This is a genomic window from Nonomuraea sp. NPDC049750 (assembly GCF_040659625.1).
Lineage (GTDB): Bacteria > Actinomycetota > Actinomycetes > Streptosporangiales > Streptosporangiaceae > Nonomuraea.
The window spans coordinates 16518-32459 of sequence record NZ_JBFANB010000016.1 but is presented as its reverse complement, the minus strand read 5'-3'; the positions used below and the strand labels follow the sequence as shown (position 1 = coordinate 32459).

15 protein-coding genes are annotated in these 15942 nt (G+C 69.5%); 7 read left to right on the top strand and 8 right to left on the bottom strand.

Annotated features, from left to right (window positions below):
• Positions 1-43: 43 nt before the first annotated feature.
• Both AB0J16_RS34535 and AB0J16_RS34530 read right to left on the bottom strand, forming a co-directional pair.
• Complete coding sequence (locus AB0J16_RS34535) at positions 44-1333, bottom strand: dicarboxylate/amino acid:cation symporter (RefSeq protein ID WP_358547296.1); 1290 nt, start codon at positions 1331-1333, stop codon at positions 44-46.
• Positions 1334-1427: 94 nt separating this feature from the next.
• Positions 1428-1490 (bottom strand): putative leader peptide, encoded by a 63-nt coding sequence (locus AB0J16_RS34530; RefSeq protein ID WP_350655493.1) that lies wholly within the window; start codon positions 1488-1490, stop codon positions 1428-1430.
• A 368-nt stretch (positions 1491-1858) separates the two neighbouring features.
• Between AB0J16_RS34530 and AB0J16_RS34525 the strand changes: the two genes are divergently transcribed.
• Complete coding sequence (locus AB0J16_RS34525) at positions 1859-2812, top strand: zinc-binding dehydrogenase (protein ID WP_358547293.1); 954 nt, start codon at positions 1859-1861, stop codon at positions 2810-2812.
• 74 nt (positions 2813-2886) lie between these two features.
• On the opposite strand, the gene AB0J16_RS34520 is transcribed toward AB0J16_RS34525, so the two are convergent.
• From AB0J16_RS34520 to AB0J16_RS34505, 4 genes are all read right to left on the bottom strand, one after another.
• A complete protein-coding gene (locus tag AB0J16_RS34520) occupies positions 2887-3984 on the bottom strand; it encodes an ABC transporter permease (RefSeq protein ID WP_358547290.1) in 1098 nt (365 codons plus the stop codon).
• Entirely contained in the window at positions 3977-5614 is a 1638-nt protein-coding gene (locus tag AB0J16_RS34515; protein ID WP_358547287.1) for a sugar ABC transporter ATP-binding protein, read from the bottom strand. The genes AB0J16_RS34520 and AB0J16_RS34515 overlap by 8 nt, the downstream gene beginning before the upstream one ends.
• Entirely contained in the window at positions 5611-6648 is a 1038-nt protein-coding gene (locus AB0J16_RS34510) for an ABC transporter substrate-binding protein (RefSeq protein ID WP_358547284.1), read from the bottom strand. The genes AB0J16_RS34515 and AB0J16_RS34510 overlap by 4 nt, the downstream gene beginning before the upstream one ends.
• Before the next feature lie 251 nt (positions 6649-6899).
• The gene (locus AB0J16_RS34505; protein ID WP_358547281.1) at positions 6900-8102 is read right to left on the bottom strand and encodes a hypothetical protein; all 1203 of its coding nucleotides are present in this window, start codon (positions 8100-8102) and stop codon (positions 6900-6902) included.
• 251 nt (positions 8103-8353) lie between these two features.
• Here AB0J16_RS34505 and AB0J16_RS34500 point away from each other — a divergent pair, with 251 nt between their 5' ends.
• Genes AB0J16_RS34500 through AB0J16_RS34475 form a run of 6 tightly spaced genes read left to right on the top strand, consistent with a single transcriptional unit; the run spans position 8354 to position 13668 of the window.
• Positions 8354-8887, top strand: a complete 534-nt coding sequence (locus AB0J16_RS34500; protein ID WP_358547278.1) for a tripartite tricarboxylate transporter TctB family protein — start codon at positions 8354-8356, stop codon at positions 8885-8887.
• Positions 8887-10386, top strand: coding sequence for a tripartite tricarboxylate transporter permease (locus AB0J16_RS34495; RefSeq protein ID WP_358547275.1), 1500 nt, complete (start codon positions 8887-8889; stop codon positions 10384-10386). The genes AB0J16_RS34500 and AB0J16_RS34495 overlap by 1 nt, the downstream gene beginning before the upstream one ends.
• Before the next feature lie 34 nt (positions 10387-10420).
• Positions 10421-11413 (top strand): tripartite tricarboxylate transporter substrate binding protein, encoded by a 993-nt coding sequence (locus AB0J16_RS34490; RefSeq protein ID WP_358547272.1) that lies wholly within the window; start codon positions 10421-10423, stop codon positions 11411-11413.
• Between the two features lie 27 nt (positions 11414-11440).
• Positions 11441-12025: a methyltransferase gene (locus AB0J16_RS34485; RefSeq protein WP_358547269.1), complete on the top strand. Its 585-nt coding sequence runs from the start codon at positions 11441-11443 to the stop codon at positions 12023-12025.
• Between the two features lie 33 nt (positions 12026-12058).
• A complete protein-coding gene (locus AB0J16_RS34480; protein ID WP_358547266.1) occupies positions 12059-12820 on the top strand; it encodes an IclR family transcriptional regulator in 762 nt (253 codons plus the stop codon).
• 59 nt (positions 12821-12879) lie between these two features.
• Complete coding sequence (locus tag AB0J16_RS34475; RefSeq protein WP_358547263.1) at positions 12880-13668, top strand: DUF1932 domain-containing protein; 789 nt, start codon at positions 12880-12882, stop codon at positions 13666-13668.
• A gap of 3 nt (positions 13669-13671) precedes the next feature.
• Here the strand turns inward: AB0J16_RS34475 and AB0J16_RS34470 are convergent, their stop codons facing one another.
• Both AB0J16_RS34470 and AB0J16_RS34465 read right to left on the bottom strand, forming a co-directional pair.
• Positions 13672-14808: an NAD(P)/FAD-dependent oxidoreductase gene (locus AB0J16_RS34470; protein ID WP_358547260.1), complete on the bottom strand. Its 1137-nt coding sequence runs from the start codon at positions 14806-14808 to the stop codon at positions 13672-13674.
• 126 nt (positions 14809-14934) lie between these two features.
• A complete protein-coding gene (locus AB0J16_RS34465) occupies positions 14935-15855 on the bottom strand; it encodes a M23 family metallopeptidase (RefSeq protein ID WP_358547257.1) in 921 nt (306 codons plus the stop codon).
• Positions 15856-15942 lie beyond the last annotated feature (87 nt).

The following is a 15942-nucleotide window of genomic DNA, read 5'->3' as shown; positions in this document are numbered from 1 at the left end:
CCGGGCGGCCCCTGTGCGGGGGCCGCCCGGTCTTTTCATGAGGTCAGGCGATCGCCGGTTCGCCCGAGGAGCGCGGCGCGCTCACCGGAGCCTCGTCGAGCGACTGCGGGGGAGCGTTGAGCACCGCCTCGTCGAGACGACCCTCGCCGCGAGCGACGAGGACCGGCACCACCATCTGTCCCGCTACGTTGGTCGCGGTGCGGATCATGTCGAGGATCGGGTCGATGGCCAGCAGCAGGCCGACGCCCTCAAGCGGCAGGCCAAGGGTGCTCAGCGTCAGCGTGAGCATGACGATCGCGCCGGTCAGACCGGCCGTCGCGGCCGAGCCGACCACGGAGACGAACGCGATCAACAGGTACTCGCCGATCCCCAGCGGGACGTTGAACACCTGCGCCACGAAGATCGCCGCCAGCGCCGGGTAGATCGAGGCGCAGCCGTCCATCTTGGTGGTCGCGCCGAACGGCACGGCGAAGGAGGCGTAGTCGCGGTCGACGCCCAGGCGCTCGATGGTGACCTTCTGCGTCAGCGGCAGCGTGCCGACCGAGGAGCGGGAGACGAAGGCCAGCTCGATCGCGGGCCACGCCTTGCGGAAGAACGTGATGGGGTTGACCTTGCCGACCACCGCGAGCAGCGTCGGGTAGACGGCCAGCAGGACGATGAAGCAGCCGACGTAGACGCCGAGACTGAACTTGGCCAGCGGCGCGATCAGGTCCCAGCCGTACGTGGCGACCGACTTGCCGATCAGACCGGCGGTCCCGATGGGGGCCAGGCGGATGACCCACCACAGCGCCTTCTGGACCAGTTCGAGGATGGAACGGCTGAAGGTGAGGAACGGCTCGGCCTTCTCGCCGATCGCGATGGCCGCCGCGCCGAGGACGATCCCCAGGAAGACGATCTGGAGGACGTTGAGCTCGGTGAACGCCGTCACGATATTCGTCGGGATGATGCCGGTGAGGAAGTCGACCCAGGTGCCGACGTTCTCGGGCGCCTTCGCGCCCGCCGTGTTCAGGGTGATGCCCTGGCCCGGGTTGATGATCAGACCGAGGCCGATGCCGATGATGACGGCGATCAGCGCGGTGGCCAGGAACCAGAACAGCGTCTTGCCCGCCAGCCGGGCCGCGCCGTTGACGTTGCGGAGGTTGGCGACGCTGACCACCACGGCGGTGAACACCAGCGGCGGCACTGCCAGCTTCAGCAGCTGAACAAAGAGTTTTCCGACTTCGGTGAGCGTGGTGGCCAGCCAGGCGAGGTCCCAGATACGGGCGGCGAAGCCGAGGGCCACGCCCACGACCAGGCCCAGCAGCAACTGCAGGGAAAAAGAGAATCTCTTCACGATGAGGAAGGCTCCGAAAGACGGCATGCCTAAGAAGGCACGCGAAAGGGGGGCGGGTGAGGGGTCGGGGGATCCAGCGCTCGTCAGAGCGCGGTCAGCGACAGAGGGAGCCGGTCAGACGACAGAGATCGATGTGCAGCCGCTCAACAAGCCACACAGACAGGACGATGAACCTCACAGCACCACTTAACCGTAGTTAACGGGACACTATTCCGACTCTACGAGCGATCTATCTCACAAATCAAGCCTTTCCCGACCAGATGTCAGGGGATGCGTCACGCGTGGAACGGAACACGAACGTGGCCGCGCTGGGGGAGGGAACCTTCGGGGCAGCCCGCGCCGTCCCCGCCAGTTCGGCGACGACGCGGGCCTGCTCGGCGCGATCCCCCTCGCCGCGCAACGCCTCGCCGACCTCCACGCGTAGCGGCCCTGATCGGTCAGCGGTGAATGGCCGCGCTTGACCTCTACCGAAGTTGAGGTTCCAGACTGGGCCTCGTAGTCGTCAAGCGAGGAAAGTGAGCAGCTGTGCGAGTTGTACGAGTGGCGGAGTTCGGCGGCCCGGAGGTCCTTCAGATCACGACCGTGCCGGACCCGGTCCCCGGGCCAGGCCAGGTCGTCGTCGACGTCGAGGCCGCCGGAGTCCTGTCGATCGACACGGTGATCCGCGGCGGGCAGGCCGGTGACATCTTCCCGGTGCAACTGCCCTACGTGCCAGGCGTCGGCTCGGCGGGGCGGGTCAGCGCGGTCGGCGAGGGCGTCGATCGGGAGTGGATCGGCCGGCGGGTCCTCGCCGACGTCGAGAACGGCGGGTACGCCGAGCAGATCACCACAGCGCCGGAGAGCCTCATCCCGATCCCAGATGGCTTGGGGACGCGGGAAGCGTTGGCGTTGCTCCACGACGGCTCCACGGCGATGGCCCTCTTCGACCGGGTCGACCTGCGGCCCGGCGCGACCGTGTTCGTCCAACCCGCCGCCGGCGGCCTGGGCAGCGGGCTGGTGCAGCTCGCCCACGCCGCCGGCGCCCGTGTCATCGGCGCCGCCCGTGGCTCCCGCAAGCTCAAGGCCGTCAAGGAGCTCGGCGCCGACGTGGTGGTCGACTACAGTACGCCCGGTTGGCTCGACCAGGTCGGCAGGGTGGACGTGGTCTTCGACGGCGTCGGCGGGGAGCTCGGCCGGGCCGTCTTCGACCTGGTGGAGCCGGGCGGCACGTACTCCAACTACGGATTCTCCGGTGGCGGCGGGTTCACCGAGATCGACCGTGACGAGGCGGCGCGACGCGGGGTGACCGCGATCGGCATGGAGCAGCTTGTCGAGGGCCAGCCACATCGAAGGACGTGGGTGGGACGGGTGCTGAAGGAGGCGGTAGCCGGCCGGATCCGTCCGCTCATCGGCCAGACGTTCCCGCTGGAACACGCCGCCGAAGCGCACGCCGCCCTCGAGAACCGCGACACCCTGGGCAAGACCCTCCTGCTGACCTGACAGGTTTCTCGGTTGTGGTGAGCGTCCCGGACATAGAACAGAAGGGTTGGTGACAGCCGGCCCTCTGGGCGGGGTCAACCGCCGGCGGCCGATCGCCTGGTGTTCAGCTGGTCGAACCCCACCGCGACGAGGATGAGCACGCCGATGGCGATCTGCAGGTAGAAGGCGTTGATCGCCAGGAGGTTGCCGCCGTTGTTGAGTACGCCCATGATCAGTGCGCCGGTGGCGGCGCCGATCGCGCTGCCCTTCGCGCCGAAGAGGCTGGCGCCGCCGATGACGCAGGCGGCGATCGCGTTGAGCTCGAAACCGGTGCCGGCGGTGGGGATGCCCGCTCCCAGACGGGAGGCGAGCAGCACCCCGCCGAGGCCGGCGAGCAGGCCCGAGATCATGTAGACGGAGATCGTCACCAGGCGGACGGGGACGCCCGCGAGGCGGGCCGATTCGGGGTTGGAGCCGACGGCGTAGATGTAGCGGCCGAAGACCGTCCGGGCGAGGACGAACCACATCACGGCGGTGACCACGGCGGCGATGATGAGCAGGTTGGGGATCCCCAGGATCGTGCCGTTGGCGATGGTCTGGAACGCGTCCGGCACACCCTGAATGGTCTGGGCGTCCGTGGTGACCAGGACCAGGCCGCGGGCGATGCCGAGCATGCCCAGCGTCGCGATGAACGGCGGCAGCAGGGCCTTGGTCACCAGCAGGCCGTTGACGATCCCGAGCACCGTGCCGATGCCCACGCCGAGCAGGATCGACGGCAGGATCGGCACACCGGCGACCAGGAACTGCGCCGTGGAGGCGCCGGACAGGCCGAGGATGGAGCCGACCGACAGGTCGATCCCGGCGGTCAGGATGACCAGGAGCTGGCCGATCGCGATGATCCCGAAGATGGCGACCTGACGGGCGAGGTTGGCCAGGTTGTTGCCGGTGAGGAACTCGTCGCTGGCGAGCGTGAGGGCGCCGATCGCCACGAGCAGGACGACGAGCCCGCCGCTCTCCCGTCCGGCGATGTCGCCCAGCGTGACGACCCGCCGCTTCGGCTCGGCCGTCGGCTCGGGCGCCTGCCTGGGTTGCGGCACCGTCTCCAGCGCCGCCGCGTCGTCCGTCGCGCCGCCGGGCGGCCTGTTGGTGATCGTCGTGGTCTCGATCGGCTCGCGCCAGACCAGCTTAGGCATCTCGGCTCACCCCTCCTGGGTCATCTCCGCCGCTCTGGAGCTCGCTCTTCGGAAGCTCACCGCTCTGGAGCTCACCGCTCTGGAGCTCACCGTCCGGGAGCTCACCGTCCGGGAGCTCGGCGTCCGGGAGGTCGGTGCCCCCGGCGCCGCTGGCCAGACGGAGGACGTCCTCCTCAGTGGCGGTTCCGGGAAGTTCGCCCGCGACCGCGCCGTCCCGCAGCACGAGGATGCGATCGGCGAGCCCCAGCAGCTCCGGCAGGTACGACGAGACCACGATGATCCCCAGCCCGTCGCCCGCCAAGTCACCGATGACGTTGTAGAGCTCGCCCTTGGCCCCGACGTCGATGCCCTTCGTGGGCTCGTCGAACATCAGTACCTTCGGCTTGGTGAGCAGCCACCGGGCGAGCAGGACCTTCTGCTGGTTGCCGCCGGACAGCGTCGACACCGGCTGGTCGTACGAACCGGCGCGCAGCCGCAGGCTGTCGAGCAGCCGGTCCGCCTCCTCGGTCTGTTCGCGGCCGGGCAGGAGCCCTCGGCGAGAGCCGCTGCGCAGGCTCGCGATGGTGACGTTCTCCCGGATCGACAGCTCCGGCAGCAGCCCCAGCACCTTGCGGTCCTCGGTGAGGAGCCCTACCCCGGCGTTCATCATCGTGCGCGGCCCGGACGGTTTCACCGACTTGCCCCTGACCTCCACCTCACCGGCCACGATGGGAGCGGCGCCGAAGATGGACAGCAGCAGCCCGCTCCGTCCCGCCCCCAGCAGCCCGCCGATGCCGAGGATCTCGCCCTCCCCGACGTGCAGGTCGATGCTCGGCGAGCGGTCGAACCGGCGCAGGCCCCGGACCCGCAGCGCGGGCGTCCCCGCGTGCCGGTGGGTCTCCGGATAGAGCGAGCTGATCTCCCGGCCGACCATCGCGGTGATCAGCCGGTCCTCGTCGTACCCGCTGATCGGCCCGGCCTCGGACAGGCCCCCGTCCCGCAGGACGGTCACCCAGTCGCCGATCTCGAACATCTCCTCCAGCCGGTGCGTCACGTACAGCATCGCTATGCCGCGCTCGCGCAGCCGCAGGATGTGCTGGAGAAGGCGCTCCGACTCCGCCTCGGTGAGCGCCGTGGTCGGCTCGTCGAAGACGATCACCTTGACGGAGTCCGCGGTCAGCACCTTGGCGATCTCCACGAGCTGGCGGGTGGCCGCCGGAAGGCGCTCCACGATCGCGTGCGGGCTGAGCTCCGTCAGGCCGACCTCGTCGAGGGCCTTCCTGGCGCGGGTCTCCAGCTGGTTCCTGGCGATGATCCCGGTCCGTGCCGGAAGGCGGCCCATGAACAGGTTCTCCGCGACCGACAGGTGGGGGAGCAGGCTGAGCTCCTGGTAGACGGCCTGGACGCCGGCCGCGCGTACCGATGCCGGGGTCGGCGCGGTGACCGGGCGGCCGTCGATCTCGTAGCTGCCGCTGTCGCGGCGCAGCGCACCCGTCAGCACCCGGATCAGGGTCGACTTCCCCGCGCCGTTCTCCCCGGCCAGGCAGTTCACCTGGCCGGGGACCAAGCGGAGCGAGACGTCGCTGAGAGCCTGGACGGGGCCGAACGCCTTGGAGACGCCGTGCAGCTCGACGACCGGCGCGGTCATCATTCCGCCTTCATCGTCGGCGGGTGGAGCAGTTGCTTCACATCCGGCGCCGTCATGTTGCCCTTGTCGGCCACGACCGCTCCGGGGTCGATGTCACGCGGCGGGATGCGGTTGACCGTGGCCATCCCGGCCGCCAGGACACCCTGGTAGCCGAAGAAGTACGGGTTCTGCACCACCAGCGCGTCGATCGTGCCGGCGGCGAGCGCGGCGTTCTCCTGCGGGTCGGAGTCGAAGGCCACGACGGGGACGGTCGCGGCGGCGTGGTTGTCCTGGATCGCCCGAGCCGCGCCGACACCTGAGGTGTTGTTGTCGGCGAAGACCCCCGCCAGGTTCGGGTTGGCGGTCAGCGCGTCGTTGACCTGCGACGCCGCGGTGTTGATGTCGTTGTTGTTGAAGCGCTGCAGCCCCACCTTGACCTGCGGGCAGTTGTTCGTGATGCCCTGCTTGAATCCGGCGTCCCGATCGACGAGTGACTGGATGCCGGCCACCGAGGACTCGATCATGACGGTGCCGCTCGTCTTGTTCTGCGCCTTGAGCAGTTCGCACATGCGCTTGCCCGCCTGGGTCCCGGCCTTGACGTTGTCGGTGCCGATGAACCCTTCCGAGGGGGTGGTCACGCGGCTGTCCACGGTGATGACCTTGAGCCCCGCCTTGCGCGCCCGGTCGATCGCCGAGTTCAGGGCGCTGGAGGAATTAGGCGCGATGACCAGCCCGTCAACGCCCCGGGAGATGGAGTTCTCGACCAGTTGTACCTGTTGGTCGATGTTCGTCTCGGAGGTCGGGCCGAACGTGCTCACATTGAGCCCGAAATCCCCGCCCGACTGCTTGGCCCCGGCGATCATCGTCTGCCAGAACGAGGAATCGCTCGCCTTGATGATCACATCGATCTTCTTGCCGCTCGCCAGCCCGCCCGCGCCGCCGCCCGCGGCGTGTCCGGCCGTGCTCGTCGCCCGGCCTCCCACCACTCCGAGTACCAGCGCCACCAGCGCGATCGCCGCGACCAGTGAGAGCGAGAAAACGATTCGAGAACTAGCCATGACGGCCCCCTGAAAGGTGTCTCAGGCGGCAGTCGCTCTCGGTCGTCGCGCCCCCGAGAACACCCTTCCAGCAAAGCCTGGGAATTCACTGGTTCGAAACTAGTAAAGAGAAAAGAACTCATTACTCGCATCCGCCAACCACCGCCCCGCTGAGCGACCAATGGCGGCGGTCATGAAGCGACTACGGCGGCGGTTGAGCGACCACGGCGATGGCGGCTGAGCGGCCACAGCGACTAGAGCGACTAGAGCGACTAGAGCAGGATGCGTCGGTGCCCCGCGTACTGGCGAGGGCGCTGGACCCTGGCGAGTTCGCGCAGGGCGCGCGACGCGCCGCTCCGCCTGGCCAGGGCGAGTGCCTGACGGGCCGCCTCGGCCGAGCGCTCCCTGTCATGGGCGTCGGCGTAGGCGTGGGCCATGCGGGCCAGGGCGTAGGCGACGGCGTACGTCGGCTGCGCCTTCGGCGGTCCCAGCTCCAGGATCTCGATCGCGCCACCGGCCTGACCGAGGTCGATGAGGCACCCGGCGCACAGCGCGTTGTGCGCCTCGGCCGAGCAGTCGAACCGGTAGGGCGGGTCCTCGCCCGGTTCCTCCAGCGACTGCGCCGACTCCTCCAGGCGGCGATGGCACATGTCCACGTCGCCGGCCAGGGCGTGGCCCTGCGCTTCGTGATGTCGGCACAAGGCGTCCATCCGCGGCGGAAGTTCGGCGCGTTCGCGGGCCGCGATGGCCAGGTCCACAAGCCGGCCGGGATCGCCGGTGGTGTCGGAAAGGCCGCCCCGCTGGGCCAGCGTGTACGCCTCCAGCAGCGCGTCCGCCGTTTCACGGGCGTCGCGGATGGCCTCGTCCGACCAGGTCAGCGCCCCGTCGGGGTCGCCGGCCTCGTGGTGCATGCGGCTGATCAGCTCGGCGTTCTCCGCGGCGAGCGCCAGGAAGGCCCGCCTGATCGGCGTACTGGCGTCGCGGTGGAACTCCTCGATCCCGGCGAAGACCGGCCGCAGCGCGTTGATCAGGTCGGCGGGGCGGAGGTCGGTCCGGGAGTAGGCGTCGAGGAGGGTCCTGAAGTAACGGACCGTCCCGTCATCGGCGCGCTGGGGCGCCTCGATCGCCCGGCCGGTACGCTCCTCCTCCTCGGCACTGAACATCCCCGACTGGAGCGGGATGTTCGTGACGTAGTGCCACCGTGTGGTGCCGGCCGCGTCCCCGACGAACAGGTCCGCCTCGTCCACGCCGAACGCCCGGCAGAGCAGCTCCGCGTGCGACTCGTCGAGCCGCCGCTCTCCGGTCTCCCACAGCCGGATCATCGAGCTGAGCGCCTCCGGTGCGGGCAGCTGATCACGCGTCGTCTCGTCCGCCGTGTCGGCCAGCCGTCTCCCGAGCTCGTCGCGGCTCCACAGCCGTCCACGGCGCAGGACCCTCAGGCGGGCGGCCCAGATCGGAACATCGATGTCAGCCATTGGCGTTCCTTCAGCGTCCGAGTGATTTGTCTCTATTGTCCGTTTCCCTGGGCTGTCTCGTTAATCCTGAATCGGTAGATCAGCCGGTTGACCTGGGCGGATGGCCGCCCTTGCGGGTGATGTCACATGGTGGTCCAAAGCCGGAAACCTCCGCGCAACCCTTGACATGCCATCCCGCCACCCAGCACGCTTGTCGGGAAATGAAAAGCCTTTTCACACAGTGAAAAGCATTGGAAGGCGGCCACACCCCCATGAGCCACGAACCCGCGCTCGCCCAGCACCCTCCCGACCATCCGGAACCAGCGGCGCCGTCCGCTGACGCCCGGCTGAGAACGGGGGCGCAGGCCGCCCTCGTGGCCCTCTCGGTCTATGTCGCGATCGAGTCGCTGAGCCTGGGTCTGTGGTCCTCGTTCGGCCCCGGGGCGGGGTTCTTCCCGTTCGTGCTGGGTGTGGCGCTCGGGGCGCTGAGTGTCGCGTGGTTCTTCCAGTCGATCCGCGCGGGGCGCGCCGACGCCGCGCCGGGTGACCGGACCGACGTCCCGCACGCCGTCGCCGTGCTGGTCAGCCTCGTGGTCCTGGCGGCGGTCATGGACCTGCTCGGCTACCAGATCAGCATGTTCCTGTTCCTTATGTTCCACCTCAAATGGCGGGCGGGACGAAGCTGGGCGCTGTCGCTGGTGCTCGCCCTGGTGGGCAGCGCGGGCGTCTTCTACGGCTTCGAGCACGGCCTGATGGTGCAGTTGCCGCCGTCGGCGATCCCGTTCCTCGCCGGATGGGGTCTGTGATGGACGTCCTGTCCGACCTGCTCGGCGGTCTGTCGACGGCTCTGTCGCCGCAGAACCTCCTGTACGCCTTCATCGGCTGCACACTCGGCACCCTGATCGGGGTCCTGCCCGGCATCGGCCCCGTCGCCGGGGTGGCGCTGCTCATCCCGCTCACCCTCAACCTGGACCCGACCAGCGCCATCATCATGCTGGCCGCCATCTTCTACGGCACCCAGTACGGCGGCACGATCACCAGCGTCCTGCTCAACACACCGGGCGAGGCCGCCTCCGCGATCACCACGATCGACGGCTACGCCATGACCAGGCAGGGCCGCGCGGGAGTCGCGCTCACCATCGCCGCGCTCGGCTCGTTCGTGGGCGGCACCGTCGCCACGGCGGGGCTCGTCGTCGCGGCCAAGCCGCTCGGCGACCTGGGCCTGCGGATCGGGCCGCCGGAGTTCTTCGCGCTCATGGTGCTCGGCATCTCGCTGCTTGTCGCGCTCGCGGGCCGCTCCATGACCAAGGCGCTCATCTCCGGCGTGCTCGGCCTGCTCATCTCCATGGTCGGCATCGACCCCGTGGGCGGGGCGCCCAGGTTCACCTTCGGCAGCGATCGGCTGCTCGACGGCATCAACTTCGTCGCCGTCATCATCGGCCTCTTCGGGCTGTCGGAGATCCTCGGCGCGGCCAAGGGCGGCACCGCCAAGGCGGTGGCGCCAGGGCTGCGGGCGCTCCTGCCCGGCCGTACGGACCTGCGGCGCAGCGTGCCGGCGATCGCCAGAGGCACCGGCATCGGGTTCGCGCTCGGGCTGATCCCGGGGATGACCGGCTCGGTCTCCTCGCTGCTCGCCTACGGCGCGGAGCGGAAGTTCGGCAGGCACCGCGCCGAGCTGGGATCGGGCGCGGTGGAGGGCGTCGCCGGCCCGGAGACGGCGAACAACGCGCACGCGAACGGCGCGCTCGTGCCGCTGTTCACGCTCGGCATCCCGGCCTCGCCGACGATCGCCGTGCTCATGGGCGCCTTCCTGCAGCAAGGGCTGACGCCGGGTCCCACGTTGTTCGCCGAGCACGCGGACGTCGCCTGGGGGATCATCGCCAGCCTGTTCGTCGGCAACGTCATCCTGCTGGTGCTGAACGTGCCGCTGGTCGGGGTGTGGACGTCCATCCTGCGCATCCCGTATCCGGTGCTGACCGCGATGATCCTCACCTTCATGGTGGTGGGCGCGTACACGATCAACTTCACCGTCTTCGACGTCTTCGTGATGGTCGCCTTCGGGCTGCTCGGCCTCGCGCTGCGCCGCCTGGACATCCCCCTCGCGCCCCTGGTGCTGACCCTCGTGCTCGGGCCGCTCATGGAACGTTCCCTGCGCGAATCGCTGGAGCTGTCCCAGGGCGATTTCACCGTCTTCCTCACCCGTCCGATCAGCGTCGTGTTGCTGGTGGTCGCGCTGGTCATCGCGGCGAGCCCGCTGCTGCGACTGCGCAAGCCCGCCGCGCTGACCGAAGATCCCGAAGCCTGACCAGAACGTCACCCCCCGAGAAAGAGGAGCCATCGTGAGACTCAAGATCGCAGTCATGGCCGTAGCCGTGACGACAGCGCTCGCCGCGTGCGGTGCCCAGCAGGCCGGCGGGGCCGCGGGCGCCTGGCCGCGCAAGGGGAAGCCGATCACCCTGATCGTCTCCTTCGCGCCCGGCGCGGCCGTCGACGCGGCGGCCCGCGTGGTCGCGCCCATGCTGGAGAAGGAACTGGGTACGAACGTCGAGGTGCTCAACCGGCCGGGTGCCGGCGGCCAGATCGGCTACACCGCGCTCAGCAAGGCCAAGGCGGACGGCTACACCATCGGCGCCACCGGCTCGCCGTCCATCGTCGTCTCGCCCCTCGACCCGAGCCGGGGCGCCACCTACACGCGGCAGAGCTTCCAGCCGCTCGGCATGCAGGTCCTCGACCCGATGCTCGTCGGGGTCGACCCCGGCAGCCCGTACAAGACCCTGAAGGACCTGATCGAAGCGGTCAAGGCCAAGCCGAAGAGCATCACCGTCACCACCACGGGCGTGCAGACCGGCGAGCACTTCGCGCTGGCCGACATCCAGCAGAAGACAGGGGCGCAGTTCGCGCCCGTGCACTTCTCGGAGGGCGCCGCGTCGGCCATCGCCGCCTTCCTGGGCAAGCACGTCGGCGCGTACGTCGGCAACGTCAGCGACGTCAAGCCCCTCGTCGCCCAGGGCAAGATCAAGGTGCTCGGCGTCATGTCGGGGCAGCGCAGTCCGTTCCTGCCGGATGTGCCCACTTTCGCCGAGCAGGGGTACCAGGTCGAGCAGGCGACCGCCCGCGGCTACGCGGCTCCGGCGGGGGTGCCCGCCGAGGTGCGTACCAAGATCGAGGCGGCGTTGAAGAAGGCCATCGAGGATCCGGCGGTCGTCGCCAAGATGAAGGATCTCGGCCTTGGCACCGTCTACAAGTCCGGTCAGGAGTACGCCACGTACTGGACCGAGCAGGAAACCACCATCAAGCAGACCCTTCCCCTGGTCCGTAATGACAAAGGCTGATTCGAAAAAGGCTGAGAGGCAACGAACATGAGTGAACCCTCCGTGCTGAGCAGGCTCGCCGCCCTGCCCACCGCCAACATCGGCGATGCGATGGAGCGCCTCGGCATCCTCGACTCCCGGATCCGCCCGGTCTGGCCCGGCGCCCGCGTGGCCGGGTACGCCTTCACCGTATGGACCCGGTCGGGTGACAACGCGCTCATCCACCAGGCGCTCGAGGTCGTCGGGGCGGGCGACGTCATCGTGGTCAACGGCGGTGGCGACGAGTCCAGGGCGCTGATCGGCGAGCTGATCGGCCAGCGGGCCAAGAACAGCGGCGTGGCCGGATTCGTCATCGACGGAGCCGTCAGGGACGCCGAAGGGCTCGGCGAGATGGGCATGCCGGTCTTCGCCCGAGCGGTGACGCCCGCGGGGCCGTACAAGAACGGACCTGGTCATCTCGGCCGTACGATCGCGGTCGGCGGCGTCGCCGTCGCACCCGGAGACCTGATCCTCGGGGACGCCGACGGCGTGGTGGTGGTTCCGCTCGCCGAGGCCGAGCGGGTCGCGCAGGCGGCGGAGGCGGTCTTCAGCCTTGAGGAGGGCAAACGGGCTGCCATCCTTGAATCCACGTGACAACCGTTCTCCTAGGACGAGGGAGTCCCACCGATGGCCGCCGGGCAGCCACAGCCGTCCATGCGCTCGGTCGAGCGCGCGTTCGACGTGATCGAGGTGCTGGAGCAGAGCGACAAGCCGATGCGGCTCTCGGACATCGCGCGGCGGGCCGGTCTGTCCCCGGCCACCACGCTGCGCCTGCTCGGGGTGCTTCAGCGGCGCGGGTTCGTGGTCGCCGAGCAGCAGGCTTACCACCTCGGCCCGGCCACGCTCGCCGCTGCCCACAGCTTCCTCGTCACCGACAGCCTGAGCCGCGCCGCCACCCCGGTGCTGCAGGAACTGGCCGCCACCACCGGCCTGACCGCGACCCTGCACATCAGATCGGGCCTGGAGCGCATCGTCATCGCCCGGGTCGACGGCGCCGATCCGCTGCGCTACCAGCTACCCATCGGCCAGCGGCTCCCGCTGCATCTCGGCGCGGGCAAGGTGCTCGCGGCGGCCATGCCCGAGGAAGAGCTCGAGGCCCTGATGTCAGCGGTACGCGACCTGAGCACCGCGGGCGGCAAGCCCGTGAGCGAGGCGGACCTGCGTGCCGAGCTGGCGCTGATCAGGGAGCGCGGCTACCACGTCTCCGCCGACGAGCGCGTGGTGGGCTCGTCGGGCGTGAGCGCACCCGTGCCGCGCCCGGACGGCCAGGTCATGGCCACGGTGGGCATCTCCGGCCCCGCCGAACGCCACCCCGAGAGCGAAATGCTGAGCATCGTGCCCGAACTGCTCCGCGCCGCCGCCGCGCTCGGCCGCGCGCGTGACCTCTGACGATCTCCTTTCGTTAACCCCTCCAGTCGTTAACCTCTCCACTTCTTGAGCAAGGATTGATGAAAATGCGTTGTGCCGTCATCGGCCTGGGAGAGGCGGGCGGCGTCTTCGCCGCCGCACTCGCCGCGTCCGGGCACCAGGTGCTCGGGTACGACCCCGCCAACACCCCCACCCCCGAAGGTGTCACCAGGACCGCGACGCTGCGGGAGTGCGTCGAGGGAGCCGCGTACGTCATGGTTCTGACCGCTGCCTCCGCCGCCCCCGCAGTCGCGGCGGAATGTGGGCCCCTTCTTGCCGAAGGCGCCTGCTACGCCGACTTCACCTCCGCACCGCCCGCGGTCATGGAGCGGCTCGGCAAGACCATCGACGGCTTCGCGGACGTCGCCATTCTCGGCCCCGTGCCGCTGCACGGGCATAAGGTGCCGCTCCTCGTCAGCGGGCCGGGCGCGGCGGCGGTCTCCCGGCTCGTGAGCCCGCTCGGCACCCCTGTGGAGGTGCTCGACGCGCCGCCCGGCGCGGCCATGGCCCGCAAGCTCCTGCGCAGTGTGTTCATGAAAGGGCTGGCCTTGGTGGTCTGCGAAGCCGTCACGGCGGGGGAGGCCGCGGGTGACAAGGACTGGATCCGGGCCGAGGTCGCCAGGCAGCTCGCCGGTGACGGGCAGGCGATCATCGACCGGTTCCTGACCGGCACCCGTACGCATGCTGTACGACGGGCGCAGGAAATGCACGACACCGGGGCGTACCTGGACGATCTCGGGGTGCCGACCGAGATGACCCGCGCCGCCGAGCGGGGTCTGCGCCGCATAGCTACCCAGGCAGACCCTGTCCTGGCCGAGGCCCGCCCCTGACAGTCATATCCGGGCGCTGAGGGTGCGCAGCAGAGCGCCAAATCCGCGAGTGGCGAGGCGTGGCGGGGTGGCGCCGTTCATGCGCAAGAGGTACTCGCCTTGCAGCAACGTCCTCGGGCCGGACACCGCGAGGCTGTGCGTGGCGATCGTGGAGGCCAGGGCCGCCTGCCGCCTCCGCCTGGCCGAGTACACGTCTACGATCGAGGCCGGATCGGGCACGGCGCCCAGGCAGTCCACCAGCGTCGCCACGTCCTCTAACGCCTGGTTCGTGCCTTGCGCCATGACGGGTGGCATCCCATGCGCCGCGTCCCCGAGCAGCACGCACCGCCCGCCACCCCAACGGCGCGGCACCTTGTGCCGGGTGTGCGGGAACACCTCGGCGTCGCCCTCACCCAGCGACGCCAGCACCCGCTCGACCGGCGAGCCCCACCCCCCGAACCGCCGGCGCAACATCTCCACCGGCTTGTCCTCCGGCGGCGCGCCCGGCGACCACGGCACATCGAAGAACCACTGCATGAGCCCGTCACCCGCCCCCATGTACCCGAAGTCACCCCGCCGGCCGACCATCATCGTCGTGGTCGACCCGGGATCGAACGGGGCCGGCGTCAGGCCCTGCCAGGTCGCCACACCGGTCCGGGCCGCCGGGCCGTCGCCCAGGACGAGGGTACGCACCCGCGAGCGCACACCGTCGGCTCCGACCAGGACGTCACCGCCGTACTCCTGACCTGCCTGCGTCCGCACCTGTACGCCGTCGCCGTCGGCCCGCACCTCCGCGACCCGTGCGCCGAACCGTACGGTCCCCTGCGGCAGGCCGCTGTCCAGGAGGGTGATCAGCGACCCGCGCGGGATCACTCGCGCCGCCGACCCGAACCGTTCGGCCAGCGCCGCCAGATCGAACTCCAGCACCCGGCGCCCGCGTGCGGTCCGCAGGCATAACGTCGTCAGCGGCTGCCCGGTCCCGTCCAGGTCGACGCCCAAATCCCCGAGGATGGCCGTGCCGTTGTGCCACAGCGTGATGGCCCCGCCCTGGACGCGCGGCTCGGGCGCCTGCTCCAGCACGACCACTTCGTGGCCCGCGCCGATCAATCCCCGTGCCGCCGCGAGCCCGCTGATCCCCGCCCCTGCCACAAGCACTCGCACCGGTGGCCTCCACTTCAACTCTACGAGAAGTAGTACTACCCCTTATAGAGCATCTGGCCACCGTCCACAAGGTCGCATGGAACAGGGCCTCCACCGCGCCGTGGAGGCCCTGTCAACGCTTGATGATCAGCTGCAGTGTTCGAAGATGCTGTCGTAGGTGGCGGAGCCCGCCTTGCCGCCCCACCTCACGCACTTGTCCGCCGCCGCGGCGCGTACGGGCCCCGCGTAGTACGCGAAGTTGCCTGAGTCGGTGACCCTGCTACTTCCCTGCACTTCCAGGTAGGCGCTCGTCGCCGTGGCGGTGCCGAGGGAGGTTCGCTTCAGGGTGGCGACGCAGTTGTTGCCGTTGCCGCTGTTGTAGAGCAGGTAGACCGTGCCGGAGGTGCCGAGCGCCGCCGAGTCGATCACGTCGTAGCCGGCGCCGCAGACCTCCTGCGGGGTGTACGGGTTGGTGGTGTTGCCGCAGTTCTTGGAGGTCACCGTCTGGTTGGGGTAGCCGAAGGTCGTGCCGTTGAAGACGGCCTTCTGGATGTTGGAGGGGTAGTCGGTGCCCAGTCGTACCTCGTAGTGGAGGTGGGGGGAGATGTTGTTACCTGGCTTGCTGGTGTTGCCGACCGTGCCGATCTTCTGTCCCTGCGAGACGGTGGCTCCCTCGCTGACCGAGCGAGTGTTCAGGTGCGCGTAGTAGGTCGCCCAGCCGCCGCCATGGTCGATCTTGACGAGGTTGCCGTACCCGTTCGTCGAGCCCTGGTGAGCGGAGATGACCACCGTGCCGGCGGCCGCGGCCACCACGGGGTCGCCCAGGTCGGCGTCGGCGGTGCTGCCCCTGTTGAAGTCGATCTCCCACGACAGGTGGGCGCTGCTCCCGTTGGAGTTGCCGGTCCACGCCTGCCCACAGGGGAAGGGCAGCTGGAAGTTGGTGGCCATGATGCTCGCGTCCGCCGTCACCTGGTTGGGCGGGTCGCCGCCGCTCTCCTCGCCCGGGTCGGCGGCGGCGACACTCAGGAACAGGGCTAAGCCCGCGATCGCGATTGCTCGGAGTTTCAACTGGACCCCTTCCACACCGTGTATGTCTTGCTAGGGCCCAGGGTGGGAAAAATCCGTACAGAAAACATACAGAAACTGCATGGTTTC